Consider the following 20,341-nt stretch of genomic DNA (forward strand, 5'->3'; position numbering starts at 1 on the left):
TCCCGCTCCAGGGGCGTTCCTCGCCGTACCCGGTTCGAGTGGCACCCGGTGCCAACGCTGAAGGAAGTGACAGCTCATGTCCGCACCAGCGCCGTCCCCGCTGGCCATCGTCGACGCCGAGCCCCTGCCCCGGCAGGAGGAGGTGCTCACCGACGCGGCCCTCGCCTTCGTGGCCGAGCTGCACCGCCGGTTCACGCCCCGTCGTGACGAGCTCCTCGCCCGCCGTGCGGAGCGCCGCGCCGAGATCGCCCGCACCTCCACGCTCGACTTCCTTCCGGAGACCGCCGCGATCCGCGCGGACGACTCCTGGAAGGTGGCCCCCTCCCCCGCGGCCCTGAACGACCGCCGCGTCGAGATCACCGGCCCCACCGACCGCAAGATGACGATCAACGCCCTCAACTCGGGTGCGAAGATCTGGCTCGCGGACTTCGAGGACGCCTCGGCGCCCACCTGGGAGAACGTGATCCTCGGCCAGGTCAACCTCGCCGACGCGTACACCCGCACCATCGACTTCACCGACGAGAAGTCCGGCAAGTCCTACGCCCTGCGCCCGAACGACGAGCTCGCGACCGTCGTCATGCGGCCGCGCGGCTGGCACCTCAACGAGCGGCACCTCGTCGCCGCCGACGGCTCCCAAGTGCCCGGCGCCTTCGTGGACTTCGGTCTGTACTTCTTCCACAACGCCCAGCGGCTGCTCGACCTCGGCAAGGGTCCGTACTTCTACCTCCCGAAGACCGAGTCGCACCTCGAAGCCCGGCTGTGGAACGACGTGTTCGTCTTCGCGCAGGACTACGTCGGCATCCCGCAGGGCACCGTCCGCGCCACCGTCCTGATCGAGACGATCACGGCGGCGTACGAGATGGAGGAGATCCTCTACGAACTCCGCGACCACGCCTCCGGGTTGAACGCGGGCCGCTGGGACTACCTGTTCTCCATCGTCAAGAACTTCCGTGACGGCGGCGCCAAGTTCGTCCTGCCGGACCGCAACCTGGTGACGATGACCGCCCCGTTCATGCGGGCGTACACCGAACTCCTCGTCCGCACCTGCCACAAGCGCGGTGCGCACGCGATCGGCGGCATGGCGGCGTTCATCCCGTCCCGCCGGGACGCCGAGGTCAACAAGGTGGCCTTCGAGAAGGTCCGCGCCGACAAGGACCGCGAGGCCGGCGACGGCTTCGACGGCTCCTGGGTCGCCCACCCCGACCTGGTCCCGATCGCCCTGGAGTCCTTCGACAAGGTCCTCGGCGACCGGCCGAACCAGAAGGACCGCCTCCGCGAGGACGTCCACGTCGAGGCGGCCGACCTGATCGCGATCGACTCGCTGGACGCCAGGCCGACGTACGACGGACTCGTCAACGCCGTCCAGGTCGGCATCCGTTACATCGAGGCCTGGCTGCGCGGGCTCGGCGCGGTCGCCATCTTCAACCTCATGGAGGACGCGGCCACCGCCGAGATCTCCCGCTCGCAGATCTGGCAGTGGATCAACGCGGGCGTCGAGTTCGAGAACGGCGAGAAGGCCACCCCGGAGCTGGCCCGCAAGGTCGCCGCCGAGGAGCTCGCCGGCATCCGCGCGGAGCTCGGCGAGGAGGCGTTCGCCGCCGGCCACTGGCAGCAGGCCCACGACCTGCTCCTGGAGGTCTCCCTCGACGCCGACTACGCGGACTTCCTGACGCTGCCCGCGTACGAGCAGCTCAAGGGCTGACGTCCGCCTGCGCGGTCTTGTCCGAGTGGCCCAGGGACCTTCCCGGGGCCACTCGGTCGCGTACGGCCTGCTTCACCGCGGTGGGCTCCGGGAAGCCCTGCTTCGTGCGGTCCCAGACGACCTCGTCGTCGACCCGGACGACGAAGATCCCGCCCTTGCCGGGCTTCAGCGCGAGTTCCGTCAGCTCCGCCTCGAAGGTGGTGAGCAGCTCCTGCGCCAGCCAGGCCGCGCGGGGCAGCCAGCGGCACTGGGTGCAGTACTCGATCTCGACACGGCCACTCATCCGAGGTGCACCGACCAATCCTGTTCGGCCGCGGGCTTGCCGTGCAGGTCGGGGACCTGTTTGAGCCACGCGGGGCGTCCTTGCTGGTTCTTCGCCGCCCGGAGGGCCTCCTCCGCGGCGAGTTCCTCCCGGGAGGGGAAGTCCATGGGCAGCCAGGCCTCAGAGGCCCGCACGCGCGTGTGGAGGTACGTCACGTAGGCCTCGCGTGCCTCGCCGGGGGTCGCGAAGTCGGTCAGCCAGGCGTCGGGGACCTCGGCGACGATGCCGCGCAGCAGCTCCTCGGTGACCTTTGGCGCGAGCTCCGCGTCGGCGGCGCGCACGTCGGGGGCGTAGTGGCCGAGGGCGTGGTGCCGGAAGTCGTACCGCTTCGTCGGGTCCGTGGCGTCCCAGCGGTGGTGGAAGACGAGGGCGGCGCCGTGGTCGATCAGCCACAGGCGCGGGGGCGTGATGCCGAGCGTGGGCCAGACCATGAGGTTGGAGCTGTGGACCGTACGGTCCACGTTGACGGTCAGGGCGTCGAGCCAGACGATCCGGCCCGCTTCCAGGGGATCGACCCGGAAGGTCCTGGCGACCTCCGGGGTGAAGTCGGCGGCGCCCGGCAGATAGTCCATGCCGAGGTTGATGCCCGCGCTGGCGCCGTGGAGTTCCCGCACCTCCTGGTGGGGCTCGCTGTCGGCGATCGCCGGGTCGAAGTGCACGAGGACCAGTTCGGGGAAGCGCAGTCCGAGCGCGCGGGCCAGCTCGCCGACGATCACCTCGGCGACCAGTGCCTTGCAGCCCTGCGCGGAGCCGGTGAACTTCACGACGTACGTCCCCAGGTCGTCGGCCTCGACGACTCCGGGCACGGAGCCGCCGGACCGCAGCGGGGTCACGTATCGAACAGCAGTCACATCGCGGAGCACACCGGTCAGGGTAATTCAGATCAGATGGCGGCCAGCGGGTTCGGCAGGGGCAGGTAGCGCGCGTCCGCGCCGTCGGCGCCGGTCCAGCGCAGCAGCAGGTTGGTCTTGCCGGGGAGGGTGGGCGAGGCGAGGAGGGCCCTGATCTCCGGGAGGTCGTGGCGGGCCAGTTCGCGGCGGGCGGCGGGCCAGGGGTCGAGACCGGGATGGCGCTCGGCGAGGACGGCCGCGACCTCGCACAGGTGGTTGACGACCAGCGTGTAGACCAGCCGCTGCCAGCCGGCCGCCCGGTCCACGTCCGACAGCAGCTTCACGCCCTCGGCGTCCCGGAACAGCGCCTGCACGGGTGTTCCGTCGGCGTCGACGGCGACGAGCGTGTTCTGGAGATGCGCTTCGAGTACGACGCCGTGGTCCGCGAAGGCCGTGAGGGCGGGCGGTACGACGGCGCGCAGATACGCCTCCCACCAGGCCTCGCCCCCGGCCGGGCTGCCCTCGAAGCCCTCCACGAGGCCCGCGGCGAGCAGCGGGGTGGCGCCGGGCCTGACATGGCCGTGGAAGCCGTCGCGGACCAGGACCGCCAGCTCCTCGAAGGCGAAGTCGGCGGTGCGGTAGCCGCGGTCCGACAGCCAGGCCGCCGGACCACCGGCGAACGCCCGGGCCGCCGCTGTGTCGGTCTCCCGGAGTTTCAGCAGGTCGTGGCGCCACAGGCGGCGGATGTCGTTGGTGATGCGCACGTCCAGGCTGAACTTCAGGAACAGGTCCCGCTCGGGGGCGTACAGGGTGCGGATCGCGGCCGTGGGCCAGGCGTCGAAGCCGGTGGTGCCGAGGCGGATGAGACGGCCGTCGGCGAAGGCGTCCGAGAGGTCGACGAGGTCGAGCTGCCAGGGGTGGGCGGGCAGCAGCCGGTAGCCGGGCGGGGCCGTACCGAGCGCGTCCAGGGCCGCGGTGTCGCCCTCGTCCACGACCGTGTCCTCGCGTACGCCGAGCAGGGTGAGCGGGAAGCGGGCGTGCGCCTCGGGCGCGTAGGGCAGCCAGCCGGCGACCGGACCGCCGCCGCGCGCCTTGGGGGCGGGGTGGTAGGGGTGGCCGGTGAGGAGGGACTGCTCGGAGAGCAGGTACGGGTCCGCGGGCGGCGTGGCACGCGCGCGTGCGGCGAGGATCGCGGCCACCGCGTCCCGGCTGTCGATCATCTCGGCGGGCAGTTCGGGGTTGGACAGGCCGGTGTGGCGGGTCAGTTCCTCGGCGACGAGCTTGACGAGTTCGGGGTGGCCGATGCGGCGCCAGTGGCCGCCGGTCCGCACCTCGGGCTCCGCGGGACGCCGTCCGCCGCGCACCCGCAGCAGTCGGCCGCTCGGCAACCTGTGTGTGCGCGGCTCGCCGGAGCCCGGGAGCGGCTCGGCGACCTCGCGCAGCAGACAGTTGAGCAACGGCGCCGCCGCCAAGGCGTCGGCGGCGGCCGGGGGAAGGAGGTCCACGCGTTTCACTCGTTCTCTACGGGCGGGCGGAGACGATCAGTATCTATGTCGTCACCCCCGCCGTGACGTCCTACTCGTACCCGAGGAGCCAGCCCGTGCACCGTTCCCCCACCGCCGAGGCCGAGGTCAGCGCGGAGTTGGCCGAAGTGCGCCCCGACCTCGCGCCGCGGTACACGGCCGAGCTCCCCGGCGCCCGCGCGGCCGTGCTGACGCGCCTGTGGCGGGCGCTGACCCATGAGCCCCTGCCGTGGCTCGCGGGCCGCGCGAGCGGCCGGGAGGGGCTCACCCTGCGGCTGGCGGACGGCCGCCGGCTGCACGGCCCGCGTCCCGACCCCTACGCCACCGCCGCGTACGTCACCGAGGTACGGCTCGACGACCTGGCCTACGACGATCCGGCGCGGCTGATGACCGATCTGGCCGTACCCCACGCCACGGCCTTCGCCGCGGAACTCGGCCACAGCGTCGCCTCGTTGGCGCTGTCCCGGGCCGGGCAGGAGAACCCCTCGAACGACTGGCCCGGGTCCGACTGGGAGTGGGAGCAGCGGGTGGTCGACGGGCATCCGTACCACCCCAACTGCCGTTCCCGGCCCGGCTTCTCGGTGGCCGAGCAGCTGGCGTACGGCCCCGAGCACCGGCCGCTGGTCGGGTTGCGCCTGATGCCGGTCAGGGCGGACGAGTGTCTGGTGACCGGCGGGTGGCCGGAGGGGATGCGGGACGGGCAGCGGCTGTTGGTCCCGGTGCATCCCTGGCAGGCGGCCCATGTGCTGAAGCGGGCGGGCGACGAGGGGCCCGCCGCGCATCCGCTGATGTCCCTGCGCACGCTGGCCCTGGCCGACGGCGGTCCGCATGTGAAGACGGCCCTGAGCGCCCGGCTGACGTCCTCCGTGCGGGACATCTCCGTCTACTCGATCGGCCTGTCGGCGACCCTGTCGGCGTTCGCGGAGACCCTGTCGGCGCACACGGACGGTCTGCTGCACTTCACCCGCACCCTGGGCGCCGCGACGGCCGACTCCCCCGACCTGGCCGCCGTGTTGCGCGAATCGCCGCAGGTGTACGCCGGCAGCGGCGAGCGCGTCGTCCCGGTGGCCGCGCTCGCCACCACCGGCCTCGCCGAATCCCCGGCCTGGCTGGCGGAGTTCGCGCGGCTCGCGCTCACGGCGGGGCTGCGGCTGCTGGAGCTGGGCGTGGCACTGGAGGCCCACGGCCAGAACCTCCTGGTGGTGCTGTCCGCGACGGGCGCCCCGTTGCGGCTGGTCTATCGCGACCTGGCCGACATCCGGGTCAGCCCGGCACGGCTGGCGCGGCACGGGCTCCCGGTACCGGAGTTGACGGGCCGGATCGTCACGGACGACGAAACCGCCCTGCGGCGCAAGCTGTTCGGGGCGCTGGTCGCCGGCGCCCTGGCGGGGACGGCGGGTTCGGGTAGGGCGTTGGGCGCGGCGCTGGAGACCGTCGTAGCAGATCTTCCGCGTACGCCGGATCTGGCGGCGCTCCTCGGGAACCCGCTGCCCGCGAAGGCGTTGACGCTGATGAGGCTGTCTCCGGGGGCGCCCGGTGACCAGTGGGCGCGGCTGCCGAACCCGGTCCGTTTTGGAGCGCGGCACTCCTGATCAATAGGATCCGCCGATGATCACACGTAAACGGCTGGCGGCAGGAGTGTGCGTCCTGCTCGCCGCCCTCACGGCCGGGATCGCCCTCCCGACCGGGGCGGCCGCCGGCGAACCCACGGGCGCGGCCGCTCCCCAGGTCGACCTCGTCCTCGACGTGAGCGGCTCCATGCGGACGGCGGACATCGACGGCGGCACCCGCATGGCCGCGGCGAAGCAGGCCTTCAACGAGGTGCTGGACGCGACGCCCGAGGAGGTCCAGCTCGGCATCCGGACCCTCGGCGCCAACTACCCCGGCGACGACCAGAAGACCGGCTGCAAGGACACCGCGCAGCTCTATCCGGTCAGCACGCTGGACCGTACCGAGGCGAAGACGGCGGTGGCGACCCTCTCGCCCACCGGCTGGACGCCGATCGGTCCCGCGCTGCTGAAGGCGGCCGACGACTTCACCGAGGGCGCCGGTTCCAAGCGGATCGTCCTGATCAGCGACGGCGAGGACACCTGCGCCCCGCTCGACCCGTGCGAGGTGGCCCGCGAGATCGCCGCCAAGGGCATCGGTCTGACCATCGACACGCTCGGCCTGGTCCCGAACACCAAGATGCGGCAGCAGCTGAGCTGCATCGCGGAGGCGACCGGCGGGACGTACACCTCGGTGGAGCACACCGAGGAACTCACCGACAAGGTCAACCAGTTGGTGGACCGGGCGGCCGACCCGGTGGTGACGCCGGTGGCCACCGAGGGCGCCGCCGAGTGCGCGAAGGCGCCGACCCTGAAGTCCGGGCTCTACACGGACCGCGAGGAGTTCGGGCAGGAGCGCTGGTACCGGGTCGAGGTCTTCAACGGGCAGGAGCTGCGCGCCTCGGTGAGCGTGGCGGCCGACCGGGCCGTGAACCCCGACTACGGGACACTGCTGCGGGCCGTCACGGTGCACGGCCGTGAGATCGTGCGCGGCGAGGCCGCCGGCAACGGGCGCACGGACGTCATCTCCACCGGGCTGCGCTATCCGAAGCCCGAGCGGGACGGCGACGACAGCGACAAGCCGGCCCCCGAGATCGTGTGCCTCCAGGTCACCAACTCGTTCTCGGCTGCCTCCGGCGTGAAGACCACGCCCGGTCTGCCGCTCGAACTGACCGTGGACGTCGTGGACGCGCCGTCGGCGGCCGGCGACGTGGCCTCCTTCGGGCTCGGACGCGGCTGGTGGCTGCTCGGCGTACTGATCCTCACCGGCTTCCTCGCCGGTGTGCTCTGGGGCTGGCTGTCGCGCTGGCGGGTCGCGGTCTGGAGGACCAACTGATGAGGATCACACGTGTGGTGGGCGCCGCGGCGCTCATGCTCGGCCTGGCCGTCGCCCCCGCGGCGGCCGACTCGTCGCCCTCCCCCTCGGCCTCCGCCGACGACGGCGCGCCCACCTCGGCCGGTACGTCGTTCCGCACGGCGACCGAGATCGAACAGGGACAGCAGGCCACGGCGAGCGGCTCCACCGGCGACTACCAGTACTGGTCGTTCCCCGCGGACGCCGGACAGCGCCCCACCGTGGAGGCGACGGTGAAGCTGCCCGAGACGCATGCCGCGCAGACCTGGCAGATCGACGTGTACGACGGACTGCGCCGCCGCCAGTCCTGCCAGTACGGCGCGCAGACCCGCACCGCCGCGGCGGACGCGGCCTCCGTGGAGCTGGCCTGTGTGCTGCGCACGGTCCGCGCGTGGTCGGAGCCGTGGGCCAATGACCCGCTGCCGGGGACGTACTACATCCGGCTGACGGCCGTCGGCCTCACCTCGGCCGACCTCGGCCAGCCGGTCGACACCTCGGTCCAGGTCGGCTCCAAGGACATCGGCGGCGCGGCGGCGGTGGACGGCTCGCTGGCCGAGCCGCTGGTGCCGGGCATCGCGGTCACGTCCGCGTCCGACGAGGAGGCCTCGGAGTCGTCGGCGGTGCTGTCCGCCATCGAGCCCGAGGACGGCTGGTCCTCGGGCTGGTGGTCGGACCGCTGGGTGTGGACCGTGCTGGGCGGTGTGCTGGCCGCGCTCGCGGGGGTCGGCGGTTACGCCCTGACGCGCGGGTCGGGACGGCCGCGGCAGGTGCCGCCGGGCGCCTGACCCGACGTCGTGCGTGAAGGCCCGCTGCCGCTCAGCAGCGGGCCTTCAAGGCTTTCGCCAGTGTCCCGTCGCCGGTCACCTCGATACGACCGTCCCGGAGCGCGGCCTCCAGGCTCAACTCCCCGCGGCTGATGGCCGTACAGGTCCCGGTGTCCAGGACGAGGCGCGCGTCGGGCTCCCCGGGAGCCGGACCGTCGCCGTAGACCGGCCCGTCCTCGGCGCCGACGTGCAGATGGAAGTGCCCTTCCTCCAGCCGGACTTCGACAAGCCCCTCACCTTCCAGGGCTCGCAGCAGCGGCAGCGCGAACCAGTGCGCCCGTACGGCGTCGGTGGGCCGCAAGTCGCCGAGCTCCGCCTCGCCCCACGCACCCAGCGCCTGGAGCACGGGCAGCAACTGCCGTCCCCGCCCGGTGAGTTCGTAGACGTTCGCCGCACCGGGCGGCGGCAGCCGGCGCCGGGTGGCCAGTCCGTCGCGCTCCATGTCCTTCAGCCGCGAGGCGAGTACGTCCGTGCTGACGCCCGGCAGGTCCGCGTGCAGGTCCGAGTAGCGGCGCGGCCCGGCGAGCAGCTCACGGACGATCAGCAGGGTCCAGCGGTCGCCGACGGTGTCGAGCGCACGCGCGGCGGAGCAGTACTGGTCGTAGCTTCGGCGAGGTGACATGCGACGCAGTCTAGACAAGTCGTTGGACTTTCCAAGCTGCCACTTGGTAAAACCAAGCAACACAAGAAACCGGAGAGGCAGCAGCGCATGGAGTTCCGGCAGTCCAGCAAGCTCAGCGAGGTCTGTTACGAGATCCGCGGCCCGGTGATCGAGCACGCCAACGCACTGGAGGAGGCGGGGCACAGCGTGCTGCGCCTGAACACCGGCAACCCGGCGCTCTTCGGTTTCGAGGCGCCGGAGGAGATCGTCCAGGACATGATCCGGATGCTCCCGCAGGCGCACGGCTACACCGACTCCAAGGGCGTCCTCTCCGCCCGCCGCGCGGTGGCCCAGCGCTACCAGACCCTGGGCCTGGAGGTCGACGTCGACGACGTCTTCCTCGGCAACGGCGTCTCCGAGCTGATCTCGATGGCCGTGCAGGCGCTGATCGAGGACGGCGACGAAGTCCTCATCCCCGCCCCGGACTTCCCGCTCTGGACGGCGGTGACGACCCTCGCCGGCGGCAAGGCGGTCCACTACATCTGCGACGAACAGGCCGACTGGAACCCCGACCTGGCCGACATGGAGTCGAAGATCACGGACCGCACGCGGGCCGTCGTGATCATCAACCCGAACAACCCCACCGGCGCCGTCTACCCGAAGGAGATCGTCGAGGGCATCCTCGACCTCGCCCGCCGGCACGGCCTGATGGTCTTCGCCGACGAGATCTACGACCAGATCCTCTACGACGACGCCGTGCACCACTCGGCCGCGGCCCTCGCCCCCGACCTGGTCGTGCTGACCTTCTGCGGTTTGTCGAAGACGTACCGCGTGGCCGGCTTCCGCTCGGGCTGGCTGGTGATCACCGGCCCCAAGCAGCACGCCAAGGACTATCTGGAGGGCCTGACCATGCTGGCCTCCATGCGGTTGTGCGCCAACGCCCCCGCCCAGTACGCCATCCAGGCCGCGCTCGGCGGCCGCCAGTCCATCCGCGAGCTGACCGTGCCGGGCGGGCGGCTGTACGAACAGCGCAACGTGGCCTGGGAGAAGCTCAACGAGATCCCCGGGGTGTCATGCGTGAAGCCCAAGGGCTCGCTGTACGCGTTCCCGCGGCTCGACCCCAAGGTGTACAAGATCCACGACGACGAGAAGTTCGTCCTGGACCTGCTCCTGCGGGAGAAGATCCAGGTCGTCCAGGGCACCGGCTTCAACTGGCCCACCCCCGACCACTTCCGCATCCTGACGCTCCCTCACGCCGACGACCTGGAGGCGGCGATCGGCCGGATCGGGCGGTTCCTGAGCGGCTACCGGCAGTAGGGAATGCCCGGCGTCCGCCGCCGGTTGATCGCTTCCATACGCGATCGACGACTGGGGGAAGCGGGATGTCGTACGAGGTGCGGGGCACGGTGGCGGCTTCGAGTATCTGACCAGGCTGTACCCGTTCCTCGGCGAGGACGCGATCGGACACAGCGGCGCGACCGGCTCGCTCGGTTTCGCCGATCCGGGGAGCGGGGTGGCGTACGCCTGCACCCGGCGCCGTTTCGCGTTCCCGTCCGGCGAGGGCGCCTCCCCCGAGAACGGCCGTCTGGCCGAGTCCGTCGTGCGGGCCGCCCGCGCCGCGTGACACCGTGCTGACAGGCATGGCAGGAGGACGGCGTGGGTGACCTGTTTCTCGTCCGGCACGGTGAGACCGAGTGGTCGCGGTCCGGACGGCACACCGGATGGACGGACGTGCCGCTGACCGAGCACGGACGGGCGGAGGCGCGGGGCCTGGTGCCGCTGATCCGCTCGCACCGGATCGGCGCGGCCTTCGTCAGCCCGCTCCAGCGGGCCCGCGAGACGGCGGAGCTCATCGGGGTGCCCGACGCGCGGGTCGACGTCGACCTGCGGGAGTGGGACTACGGCGGCTACGAGGGGATCACCACCGTCGAGATCCAGCGCACCCGGCCGGACTGGTTCCTGTTCACGGACGGGGTCGCGCCGGGGCCGCCGGACCATCCCGGGGAGACACCGGAACAGGTCGGCGCCCGGGCCGACCGGGTCCTGGCCAAGGTGGACGCGGCCCTCGCCAACACGGAGGGCGTGGTGCTGCTGGTGGCCCACGGGCACTTCCTGCGGGTGCTCACGGCACGGCGGCTCGGGCTGCCCGCGTCGCGAGGGGCGCTCTTCCAGCTGGCGACAGGGACGCTGTGCCGGCTGAGCACCGAGCACGGTCGGCCGGTGGTGGCCGGGTGGAATGTGCGGCCGCCCGGACCGTAGCGCGGCTTCGCCCGGGTGCGTTGTCAGTCCCCCGTCGTAATCTTCGAGTGGGGTGATCGCCGCGCCGCGATCATCCGCCTCACGAGCCTGCCGACGGGGAGGAGCACGCCGTGACCCGACCGCCGACAGCCGCACAGCGGCGTGTCATCGACGCCGCCGACCCGGTCACGGGCCGGATCAGGGGTACGGAGGCACAGCTCGCGTCCCTCGTCAGACACGGGCTCGCCTTCCGCCACCCCCGGCCGCCCCACGACCACTTCCTGACCCCGGCCGGGCATCGGATACGGGAGGCGGAACCGGCGGCGCCCCCACCGGAGCCCGAGGCGCCCTCGGCCACCGGGGTGTTCGCCGCGCGCATCGGCGGGGAGGAGGATCCGCCGGCCGCCGGTGCCGCTCGGGTCCGAGAGGTGCACAGCGCCTGGCAGGGGCTGCTGGAGCTGCGCCGGATGACGAATCCGGACGGGGCCACGGACCGGCCCTGCGGCTGGGAGCGCACCCATCTGGTGCAGGCCGCCGCGCTCGCCCTGGAGGCGGCCGGGCACCGTCCGGCGACCGGGGAGGACGCCGAGGGGTATCGGGTGCGGGTGACCCCGCAGCCCGAGGCCGTCGCCGTGCGCGAGCCGGACGCCGCCGCGCTCAGGGCCTGCGCGGCCACGTTGGAGGGGGCGGGCTGGCAGGTCGGCGAGTACACCGAGCCGCGGACCAGGGCCCGGTATCTGCTGGCCTCCCCACGACGGGTGTGAAGCCCGCGCACCAGGATCCCGGCCGTCGCGTCACGCCGTAGACGGGCCTACGCGTCGACCAGCTCCGGCCGGTGCTCGGTGTCGTAGGCGGCCCGCGACTCGGCGATGTAGACCCTGTTGCGCTCGGCCCAGTCGGTCAGGCGTTGCAGAGTCTCGTGCAACTCCCGGGCCGCCGGGGTCAGTTCGTACTCGACCTTGGGCGGGACCGTCGGATGGACGGTGCGCGTCACCAGGCCGTCGCGTTCCAGATTGCGCAGCGTCAGGGTCAGCATGCGGCGGCTGATGCCCTCGATGCTGCGCTCCAACTCGGTGAAGCGGATGGGGCCGTGGGCGGCTGCCACCAGGATCTGGACGCTCCATTTGCCGGAGACCCTGTCAAGAACTTCGCGGACGGGGCAGGCGTGCGCGTTCACTGCCTGGACGGTAACACCGGTGTTCCTCTGGGACATCGGACTGCCTCCTTACGACCGGCCTCCATGGTCACCCACGATGAACCCCGTTACAAGTCGTGCACCAAGGGAAGACCGGAGGCAGCGCCGCCATGACGGCCATGATCGAGTCCCGTAGCCGGACACCGCACCGAACGCAGCGAACGTACTCCCGCTGGACGGCCCTTGTCGTCCTGTGCGCGGGGACACTGATGACGATCCTGGACGGCAACATCGTCACCGTCGCCATGCCGGCCATCCAGAGCGACCTCGGCTTTACGGCCTCGGGCCTGGCGTGGGTCGTCAACGCCTATCTCATCGCCTTCGGCGGGCTGTTGCTGCTCGTCGGCCGGCTCGGTGATCTCGTGGGCCGCAAGCGGATGTTCACGTCGGGGCTCGCCGTGTTCACCGCCGCGTCCGTGCTGTGCGGAGTGGCGACCGACCAGGGAGTGCTGATCGCGGCCCGCGCGCTGCAGGGTGTGGGCGGGGCGATGACCTCGGCCGTGGTCCTCGGCATGCTGGTCGCGCTGTTCCCCGAGCCGCGTGAACAGGCCCGTGCCATCGCGGTGTTCAGCGCGGTCGGCGCCGGAGGCGCCTCCCTCGGCACCTTCCTGGGCGGAGCGCTGACCGAGGTCCTGAACTGGCACTGGATCTTCCTGATCAACCTCCCCATCGGCATCGTCGCCTGGCTGGCGGCCACCCGTGTCCTGGCCCCGGACAGCGGGGAGGGACTCGGCAAGGGCGCCGACTACCCCGGTGCGGCGCTGGTGACCGGCGCCCTGATGCTCACGGTCTACGCCATCGTCGGCGCCGGCGACCGCGATCTGACCGCCACGCTCCTGCTGGCCGCCCTCGCCGTCGCGCTCTTCGTGGCGTTCACCGTCCGCCAGGCGCGGACCGCCCGCCCCCTGCTGCGGCTGCGGCTGTTCCGCTCCCGGATGCTGAGCGGTGCGAACGCCGTGCAGATCCTGATGATCGCCACGATGTACGGCTTCCAGTTCATCGCCGCGCTCTATCTCCAACGCGTCCTGGGTTACGGCGAGTTGGTCACCGGCACCGCGTTCCTGCCGGCGCCGATCGTGATCGGGGCGCTGATGCTCGGACTGTCGGCGCGGACCATCGGGCGGTTCGGCGCGTACCGGGTGCTGCTCGCCGGGCTCGTCCTCATCGTCGCCGGCATGGCCCTGCTGAGCCGGGCGCCCGTCGACGGCTCGTACGTCACCGACGTCCTCCCGTCGCTGCTCCTGCTCGGCGCCGGGTTCGCCGCGGCGATGCCCGCGCTGACCGGGCTGGCCATGTCGGGGGCGCGGGAGGAGGACGCGGGGCTGGCGTCGGGGCTGTTCAACACCACTCAGGTGGTGGGTGGTTCGCTGGGTCTTGCGGTGCTGTCGGTACTGGCGGCGAGCCGGACGGAGGGGTTGGTGGAGGGCGGTACGGGGCGCCTCGCGGCGATGGCCGAGGGGTATCGGCTGGCGTTCGGGGTGGGGACGGGGGTTGCGGTGGCGGCGCTGGTGCTGACGGCGGGGGTATTGCGGCCGGGGCGGAAGTGAGCGGTTGGGGCAAGCGCTACCGGCGATGCGGCCTCCGATTCATTGGAGGTCGGCGGCGAGCCCGCAGGCCGGTGGGGGTTGGTCGCGCAGTTCCCCGCGCCCCTGACGGGGCTCGCCGCCGCGCCGCCCTGTCACGCCGCTGCGAACGCCCGCACGTGGTCCTCCGCCCACTCCCCATACGTCCGGGCCCGCCGCCCCAGCACCTCCGCCACATCCCCCGTGACGACCGCGTTGCCTCCCCCGCGCACGAAGGCCGTACCCGCCAGGATCCCCGCCGCCTGCGCCTCGTCGAAGCCCCACACGGTGAGCAGGTGGTCGCGGGTCTCGTCCGGCGAGAGATCCCGGGTCGCGACCGGCCTGCCGAGGACCGAGGCGAGCACGGCGGCCTGCTCGGGGACGCTGATCGCCTCAGGTCCGGTCAGGGTGTACGTCCGTCCCCCGTGGCCGCCGTCGACGAGGATCCGCGCGGCGACCTCGGACACGTCGCGCGGATCGATCACCCCGGAGAGCCCGTCACCGGTCATGTTCGGCACCGGCTCGCCCCGCCCGACGGCCTGCGCCCAGCTCAGCGTGTTGGAGGCGAAGGACGAGGGCCGCAGGATCGTCCACTCGGTGCCGCTGTCCCGTACCGCCTGCTCGCCGGGCACATGCCAGTCGCCGGACGGACCGACCTCGGGATCGCCCGTCCCGATCGCGGAGAGCTTCACCAGCCGGTCGACGCCCGCCGCACCGGCCGCAGCCACCAGGGCCTGGTCGTGGCGCGAGCCCGGACCGGGCGCGCCCAGCAGGAACGCGGCCGTGACACCAGCCGTCGCCCCCTCCAGGGAGCCGGGGTCGAGGTAGTCCCCGCGTACCACCTCCACCCCAGGCGGCAGCTGGGCCTTCGCCGGGTCCCGGGTCAGGGCGCGGACCTTCTCGCCGCGCGCCGCGAGCTGTCGTACGAGTTCACTTCCGATGGTGCCCGTGGCACCGGTGACGAGGATCATGACTCCTACGGTGAGCCCGTCGGCACCCCGGGCTCTTGGAAATTCCGGCACGGTTCGCCCGCCGTCCGGGCCGTGCGGCTCGTCTACGGTGAAGGGGTGACGAACTCCCGCGCCGAGCAGGCCCTTCCGTTGCCCGAGGCGCTGCGTCCCTGGATCGCCGGGATCAGCGCCGTGGCCGCCGTGGGCCCGCCCGAGAAGGCGTTCGTCCATCTCCCGGACGCCGTCACGAAGGTGGTCGTCCGCGTGGGGGTGACCGGGCACCGTGACGTGCTCGCCGTCGGTCCCCGGGTCCGGGCCTCGTACCACGAGGGCAAGCCCCTGGCCTCCTGCGTGGAGATGCGCCTCGCGCCCGGAACGGCCCGCACCCTGCTGGGTGTTCCGGCGGTCGCGCTGGTGGGGAAGGTCGTTCCGCTGGGTGAGCTGCCGAGCCGCACCGCACGCGAACTCGGCCGTGACCTGAGGTGGCTGGCCCCCGAGGAGGCGGTGGCCCATCTGGCGGACGTGCTGCCGGACCGGCTCACCGCGACGTCCGACCGCACCGAGCTGGTGCGGGCCGGGGTCGATGCGATGTCGGTACGGATCGGCCGGGCGCCCGGGCAGGTCAGCCAGGTGGCCCGCGAACTGGCCGTCAGCGAGCGCCAGTTGCGCAACCTCTTCGCGGAGGGCGTGGGCCTGTCCCCCAAGCACTACGCCCGTATCGACCGGGTGCACGCGGTCCTCACCCGTGCCACGACCGCGCCCTGGGCCGAACTCGCCGCCGCCACCGGCTACTACGACCAGTCGCACATGACGTCCGACTTCCGCGCCCTGATGGGCGTCCCGCCCCGCTCCTACTTCACCGGCCGGCTTCCCGCGGCCACCCCCTGCCAGGCGAACCCGCGCCCCTGAATTCGGATGCGGCGGACGCTTCCGACCTGCGATGCTCCGGTCCCATGTCCGCACGACGCGTCAAGCCCAGCCTCTACATCTCCGTCGACATCGAGGCCGACGGCCCGATCCCCGGCCCGTACTCCATGCTCAGCCTCGGTGCCGCGGTCGCCGGAGTGCAGGACGCCGACGGCTTCACCCCGGCCGACCCCGGGCACCGGACCTTCTACCGCGAACTCCGGCCGATCAGCGAGGAGTTCGTGCCGGAGGCGCTGGCGGTGAGCGGCCTCGACCGGGAGCGGCTGCGGACGAAGGGCGCCGAACCGGCCGTGGCGCTGGCGGAGTTCAGCAGGTGGGTGCGGAAGGTGAGCGCGGACGCGCAGCCGGTGATGTGCGGCTACCCGGCGTCGTACGACTGGATGTTCCTGTACTGGTACCTGATCCGCTTCACCGGAGCGAGCCCGTTCGGGCACTCGGGCTGTGTCGACATGAAGACGCTGTATGCGACGAAGGCCGGGCTGCCGTTGCGGGCGGTGTCGAAGCGCGCCATGCCGCGCGAGCTGCTCTCGAAGCGGCGGCACACCCACCACGCGCTGGACGACGCGATCGAGCAGGCGGAGCTGTTCGCCCACCTGATGGCATGGCCCGGCCCTCAGAAACTCACAGTGACGTGAGCCGGGTCGAGACCGCCCGACGGGTCTTTCTCACGAAGGGCGGTCTCGACCTGGGCACACCGCTCAAGTGGAAGGTGTACGAGGACAGTCACACGGACGGCTAGTGCGCCGCCGCGATCTCCTCGCCCGCCTCCATCGGGTGCGTGACGTCCTGCGCGTCGCGCTGTTCGCCGAGGTGGTTGAAGACCAGGTTGAGCACCACCGCGGCCACGCAGCCCGTCGAGATTCCGGAGTCGAGCACGATCTTCGCCGTCTCGGGGAAGGCGTGGTAGAACTCCGGCGCGGTGATCGGGATGATCCCGACGGCCAGCGAGACGGCCACGATCAGGACGTTGTTGTCCTTGTCCAGCCCGGCCCGGACCAGGGTCTGGATACCGCTAGCCGCGACCGACCCGAACAGGACCACGCCCGCGCCGCCGAGCACCGGACGCGGTACGACGGCGATGAGCGAGGCGGCCATCGGGCACAGGCCCATCAGCACCAGGAAGGCGCCGCCGGTGGCGACGACGTACCGGCTGCGGATCCTCGTCATCGCGACCAGGCCGATGTTCTGGGCGAAGGCGCTGCACATGAAGCCGTTGAACAGGGGGCTGATCGCGGAGCCGAGGGTGTCGGCGCGCAGGCCCGCCGCGATGGTCTTCTCGTCGGCCGGGCGGTCGACGATCTCGCCCAACGCCAGCATGTCGGCGGTCGATTCGGTCATCGAGACGACCATCACCACGATCATCGACACGATCGCGGCGACCTGGAACTGCGGGGCGCCGAAGTGGAACGGCGTCGGGAAGCCGACGACGTCCGCGTCCGCGACCGGCCCGAAGTCGGTGACCCCGAAGGGGATCGCGACCAGCGTGCCGATCACCAGGCCGAGGAGGACGGCGATCTGCTTGACGAAGCCCCGGGTGAAGCGGCGCAGGAGCAGGACGATGACGAGGGTCGCGCCCGCGAGGCCCAGGTAGGTGGTCGAACCGTAGTCGTCCGCCGCGGGGTTGGGGCCTTGCGCCCAGCCGAAGGCGACCGGCAGCAGGGACACGCCTATGAGCGTGATCACCGTGCCCGTGACGACCGGCGGGAAGAAGCGGACCATCTTGCTGAAGAAGGGGGCGGCCAGGAAGCCGAGGAGACCGGCGACGATCACCGCGCCGAAGATGATCGGCAGGGCGTCGGACTTGTCGTCGGTGGACGCCACGATCGCGGTCATGGGGGCCACGCCGGCGAAGGTGACGCCGTTGACGAAGGGCAGCCGGGCGCCGATCTTCCAGATGCCAAGTGTCTGGAGGAAGGTGGCGAGGCCCGCGGTGAAGAGACAGGCGCCGGTCAGGAAGGTGAGTTCGGTGCCGGACAGGCCGATGGCCGCGCCGACGATCAGGGGCGGGGCGACTACTCCCGCGTACATGGCTGCCACGTGTTGGAGGCCTGTGGTGGCCATTTTGAGTGCGGGGAGCTTTTCGTCCACGGGGTGGGCGGTCACGGCGGTTCCTCCGGGTCAGCTAACACGTCGGCTCTGACGTGGGTTTCTTGGAGGTGGTGCGCGGTCGTGCGGGACCGGAGGACGGGGACGTACGGGAGGTGCGGAGACCGTTCCGAGGCGCACGCGTGTGGCGCACGCCCCGGACACGGCCGCCATGAACCCCGCTCGGGTTCACGGCTGCCGGCCAGGAGCCGTCCCTCCCGGCCGGAGTCAAGTGCCGTACTTCAGTACGGTGTTCAGTGACCGGCGATCTTCGCCAGGCGCTGTGCCTGCTCGCGCGTGGAGCGCGCGATCGCGTCCTCGTCGACGTGCAGCAGACGGTTGTTCTCGACGATCTGGCGGCCGTTGACGAAGGAGGCCGTGACCGGGGCGGCCGCACCGAAGACCAGCGCGGTGACCGGGTCGGCGATGGAGGCGTGGGCGAGGGTGTCCAGCTTCCACAGCACGAGGTCGGCGAGCTTGCCCGGCTCCAGGGAGCCGATCTGGCTTGCCCGGCCCAGGACCTGGGCGCCGCCGAACGTGCCCAGGCGCAGGGCCTGGCGGGCGTTCAGGGCGGCCTCGCGGTGGGCACCGAGGCGGTTGATGAGCAGCGCGTTGCGCAGCTCGGTGTGCAGCTCGCCCGACTCGTTGGACGCGGTGCCGTCGACACCGAGGCCGACCGGGACGCCGGCCTTCAGCATGTCCGGGACGCGGGCGATACCGGCGGCGAGGCGGGCGTTGGAGGACGGGCAGTGGGCCACACCCGTCTTCGTACGGGCGAACGCGGCGATGTCGGAGTCGTTCATGTGGACGCAGTGCGCCATCCACACGTCCTCGCCGAGCCAGCCGGTGGACTCGAAGTAGTCGGTCGGGCCCATGCCGAACAGTTCCTTGCAGAACTGCTCCTCCTCGACGGTCTCCGAGCCGTGGGTGTGCAGGCGCACACCGAGTCGGCGGGCCAACTCGGCGCCGTCACGCAGGAGTTCGGTGGAGACGGAGAAGGGTGAGCAGGGGGCGACGGCGACCTGGGTCATGGCGTCGAAGGAGGCGTCGTGGTGCTCCTTGACGGTCGCCTCGGTCGCGGCGAGGGCGCCGTCGAGGCTCTCCACGGCGAAGTCCGGGGGCAGGCCGCCGTCCTTCTCGCTGCGGTCCATGGAGCCGCGGGCGAGGGTGAAGCGGACGCCCATCTCGCGGGCGGCGCGGATGATCGCACCGGACAGGTCGCCGGAGTCCTTCGGGAAGACGTAGTGGTGATCCATGGCGGTGGTGACGCCGCCGCGGGCCATCATGCCGAGCGAGCCCTGGGCCGCCGAGTACACCATCGGCTCGTCGATGCGCGCCCAGGTCGGGTACAGCGCGACGAGCCAGTTGAAGAGGTTGTGGTCGGTGGCCAGGCCCCGGGTGATCCACTGGTAGAAGTGGTGGTGCGTGTTGACCAGGCCCGGGGTCACGAGATGGCCGGTGGCGTCGATTCGGCGTACGACGTTCTCCAGGCCCTCGGGGGCCCTGCCCGCGCCGAGCGCCTCGATGCGGTTGCCGGCGATGACGACATAGCCGCTCGCGTACTCGGTGTCGTCGGCGTCGACGGTCGCGATCGAACAGTTCTCGATGACGATGCGCTGGGCTGCTGCCATGGTTCGCCCCTTTGTACTGAGGGTGTGCTGATGTGGAGTGGGCACGGCAGGACCCCGGGAGTTTGAGTACCGCGGCCGGGAGCTGCACGAGCCCGCCGGCCGCGGGTGCCGATGTCGAGTTGCTAGAGGTTGGTGAGGTCCACCGGGATCTTCGGCTCGCAGCCGTCCCGCAGGATCGTCGCCTCGATCAGGCCGTAGGGCCGATCGGCGGCGAAGTACACCTCGTTGTCGTTCTTCAGCCCGAACGGCTCCAGGTCCACGAGGAAGTGGTGCTTGTTCGGGAGGGAGAAGCGGACCTCGTCGATCTCGCTGCGGTTGTTGATGATCCGCGAACCCATTTGGTAGAGGGTCTGCTGGAGCGAGAGCGAGTAGGTCTCGGCGAAGGCCTGGAGCATGTGCTTCTTGGTCTGCTCGTAGGACTTCTCCCAGTTGGGCATCCGCTGCTCGTCGTCGGTCCAGTTGAACCGCCAGCGGCCGGAGACCTGGGTGGCCAGGATGCGGTCGTAGGCCTCCTGGAGCGTCGTGTACTTGTCCTTGACGTAGCCCCAGAACTCGGAGTTGGTCGAGTTCATCACGACGAGGTCCTTGAGGCCGGAGATGACCTCCCACTTCTCACCGTCGTAGGTGATCTGCGTGACCCGGGTCTCCTGGCCCTTGCGGACGAAGGAGTGCTTGACCTCGTCCGCCCCGATGAACTGGGAGTTGGCGTCGGAGGCGGCGATGCGCTCCCAGGCGTACTCCTCGATACGGATCCGCGCGACCTTGATCGGCTCCTGCGAGGTCACGAAGTGGCGCGCGAGGTGGATGCCGAACTGCTCGGCCGACTCGATGCCGTGCTCCTTGGCGAACGCGTACACCGTGTTCTTGGTGGTGTCGGTCGGCAGGACGTTGGCGTTGGAGCCGGAGTAGTGGACCTCGTCCATGTCGCCGGAGAGCGCGACCGAGACGTTGAGGTCCTTGATGTGATGGGTGGCGCCGTCCCGCGTGATCTTTACGACTCGGTTCTCGGCCTTGCCGTACTGGTTCTGTCCCAGGATCGTGGGCATTTAG

19 protein-coding genes are annotated in these 20,341 nt (G+C 71.4%); 10 read left to right on the forward strand and 9 right to left on the reverse strand.

Annotation, left to right across the window (positions count from 1 at the left end):
• Positions 1-76: 76 nt before the first annotated feature.
• The gene (aceB, locus tag ACFY0U_RS06155) at positions 77-1,702 is read left to right on the forward strand and encodes a malate synthase A (RefSeq protein ID WP_388630947.1); all 1,626 of its coding nucleotides are present in this window, start codon (positions 77-79) and stop codon (positions 1,700-1,702) included.
• Here the strand turns inward: aceB and ACFY0U_RS06160 are convergent.
• Genes ACFY0U_RS06160 through ACFY0U_RS06170 form a run of 3 tightly spaced genes read right to left on the reverse strand, consistent with a single transcriptional unit; the run spans position 1,692 to position 4,368 of the window.
• The gene (locus ACFY0U_RS06160) at positions 1,692-1,985 is read right to left on the reverse strand and encodes a SelT/SelW/SelH family protein (RefSeq protein WP_388630950.1); all 294 of its coding nucleotides are present in this window, start codon (positions 1,983-1,985) and stop codon (positions 1,692-1,694) included. The two genes, aceB and ACFY0U_RS06160, sit on opposite strands and share 11 nt — an antisense overlap.
• Positions 1,982-2,887, reverse strand: a complete 906-nt coding sequence (locus tag ACFY0U_RS06165) for a HipA family kinase (RefSeq protein ID WP_388630953.1) — start codon at positions 2,885-2,887, stop codon at positions 1,982-1,984. The genes ACFY0U_RS06160 and ACFY0U_RS06165 overlap by 4 nt, the downstream gene beginning before the upstream one ends.
• Before the next feature lie 20 nt (positions 2,888-2,907).
• Positions 2,908-4,368, reverse strand: coding sequence for an IucA/IucC family protein (locus ACFY0U_RS06170; protein ID WP_388630956.1), 1,461 nt, complete (start codon positions 4,366-4,368; stop codon positions 2,908-2,910).
• A gap of 86 nt (positions 4,369-4,454) precedes the next feature.
• Here ACFY0U_RS06170 and ACFY0U_RS06175 point away from each other — a divergent pair, with 86 nt between their 5' ends.
• The 3 genes from ACFY0U_RS06175 to ACFY0U_RS06185 are packed head-to-tail and all read left to right on the forward strand — an operon-like array spanning position 4,455 to position 8,063.
• Positions 4,455-5,969: an IucA/IucC family protein gene (locus tag ACFY0U_RS06175; protein WP_388630959.1), complete on the forward strand. Its 1,515-nt coding sequence runs from the start codon at positions 4,455-4,457 to the stop codon at positions 5,967-5,969.
• A gap of 16 nt (positions 5,970-5,985) precedes the next feature.
• The gene (locus ACFY0U_RS06180) at positions 5,986-7,260 is read left to right on the forward strand and encodes a VWA domain-containing protein (protein ID WP_388630962.1); all 1,275 of its coding nucleotides are present in this window, start codon (positions 5,986-5,988) and stop codon (positions 7,258-7,260) included.
• On the forward strand, positions 7,260-8,063 hold the full coding sequence (locus ACFY0U_RS06185; protein WP_388630965.1) for a hypothetical protein: 804 nt from the start codon (positions 7,260-7,262) through the stop codon (positions 8,061-8,063). The genes ACFY0U_RS06180 and ACFY0U_RS06185 overlap by 1 nt, the downstream gene beginning before the upstream one ends.
• A gap of 31 nt (positions 8,064-8,094) precedes the next feature.
• On the opposite strand, the gene ACFY0U_RS06190 is transcribed toward ACFY0U_RS06185, so the two are convergent.
• Complete coding sequence (locus ACFY0U_RS06190; protein WP_388630968.1) at positions 8,095-8,724, reverse strand: winged helix-turn-helix transcriptional regulator; 630 nt, start codon at positions 8,722-8,724, stop codon at positions 8,095-8,097.
• Positions 8,725-8,811: 87 nt separating this feature from the next.
• Between ACFY0U_RS06190 and ACFY0U_RS06195 the strand changes: the two genes are divergently transcribed.
• The 3 genes from ACFY0U_RS06195 to ACFY0U_RS06205 all read left to right on the forward strand — a co-directional run bounded on the left by ACFY0U_RS06195 (position 8,812) and on the right by ACFY0U_RS06205 (position 11,705).
• Positions 8,812-10,020 carry a pyridoxal phosphate-dependent aminotransferase gene (locus tag ACFY0U_RS06195; RefSeq protein WP_388630971.1) on the forward strand — a complete coding sequence of 403 codons (1,209 nt, stop codon included), beginning with the start codon at positions 8,812-8,814 and terminating at the stop codon, positions 10,018-10,020.
• A gap of 339 nt (positions 10,021-10,359) precedes the next feature.
• Positions 10,360-10,962, forward strand: a complete 603-nt coding sequence (locus tag ACFY0U_RS06200; protein WP_388630973.1) for a histidine phosphatase family protein — start codon at positions 10,360-10,362, stop codon at positions 10,960-10,962.
• A gap of 110 nt (positions 10,963-11,072) precedes the next feature.
• Complete coding sequence (locus tag ACFY0U_RS06205; protein ID WP_388630975.1) at positions 11,073-11,705, forward strand: hypothetical protein; 633 nt, start codon at positions 11,073-11,075, stop codon at positions 11,703-11,705.
• A 47-nt stretch (positions 11,706-11,752) separates the two neighbouring features.
• On the opposite strand, the gene ACFY0U_RS06210 is transcribed toward ACFY0U_RS06205, so the two are convergent.
• Positions 11,753-12,154 carry a winged helix-turn-helix transcriptional regulator gene (locus ACFY0U_RS06210; RefSeq protein WP_388630978.1) on the reverse strand — a complete coding sequence of 134 codons (402 nt, stop codon included), beginning with the start codon at positions 12,152-12,154 and terminating at the stop codon, positions 11,753-11,755.
• 92 nt (positions 12,155-12,246) lie between these two features.
• Between ACFY0U_RS06210 and ACFY0U_RS06215 the strand changes: the two genes are divergently transcribed.
• Positions 12,247-13,683 (forward strand): MFS transporter, encoded by a 1,437-nt coding sequence (locus ACFY0U_RS06215; protein WP_388630982.1) that lies wholly within the window; start codon positions 12,247-12,249, stop codon positions 13,681-13,683.
• Between the two features lie 131 nt (positions 13,684-13,814).
• Here the strand turns inward: ACFY0U_RS06215 and ACFY0U_RS06220 are convergent, their stop codons facing one another.
• Positions 13,815-14,669: an NAD(P)H-binding protein gene (locus ACFY0U_RS06220; RefSeq protein WP_388630985.1), complete on the reverse strand. Its 855-nt coding sequence runs from the start codon at positions 14,667-14,669 to the stop codon at positions 13,815-13,817.
• A 96-nt stretch (positions 14,670-14,765) separates the two neighbouring features.
• Here ACFY0U_RS06220 and ACFY0U_RS06225 point away from each other — a divergent pair, with 96 nt between their 5' ends.
• Both ACFY0U_RS06225 and ACFY0U_RS06230 read left to right on the forward strand, forming a co-directional pair.
• Positions 14,766-15,557, forward strand: a complete 792-nt coding sequence (locus ACFY0U_RS06225; protein ID WP_388630987.1) for a helix-turn-helix domain-containing protein — start codon at positions 14,766-14,768, stop codon at positions 15,555-15,557.
• Between the two features lie 44 nt (positions 15,558-15,601).
• Positions 15,602-16,210: a 3'-5' exoribonuclease domain-containing protein gene (locus ACFY0U_RS06230; RefSeq protein WP_388630990.1), complete on the forward strand. Its 609-nt coding sequence runs from the start codon at positions 15,602-15,604 to the stop codon at positions 16,208-16,210.
• A gap of 100 nt (positions 16,211-16,310) precedes the next feature.
• Here the strand turns inward: ACFY0U_RS06230 and ACFY0U_RS06235 are convergent, their stop codons facing one another.
• From ACFY0U_RS06235 to pucL, 3 genes are all read right to left on the reverse strand, one after another.
• Positions 16,311-17,678, reverse strand: a complete 1,368-nt coding sequence (locus ACFY0U_RS06235) for a nucleobase:cation symporter-2 family protein (RefSeq protein ID WP_388630993.1) — start codon at positions 17,676-17,678, stop codon at positions 16,311-16,313.
• A gap of 236 nt (positions 17,679-17,914) precedes the next feature.
• Positions 17,915-19,291, reverse strand: coding sequence for an 8-oxoguanine deaminase (locus ACFY0U_RS06240; protein ID WP_388630996.1), 1,377 nt, complete (start codon positions 19,289-19,291; stop codon positions 17,915-17,917).
• A 122-nt stretch (positions 19,292-19,413) separates the two neighbouring features.
• On the reverse strand, positions 19,414-20,337 hold the full coding sequence (pucL, locus tag ACFY0U_RS06245; protein WP_388630999.1) for a factor-independent urate hydroxylase: 924 nt from the start codon (positions 20,335-20,337) through the stop codon (positions 19,414-19,416).
• Positions 20,338-20,341 lie beyond the last annotated feature (4 nt).

Origin of the sequence: Streptomyces sp. NPDC001536 (assembly GCF_042894505.1) — a bacterium.
Lineage (GTDB): Bacteria > Actinomycetota > Actinomycetes > Streptomycetales > Streptomycetaceae > Streptomyces.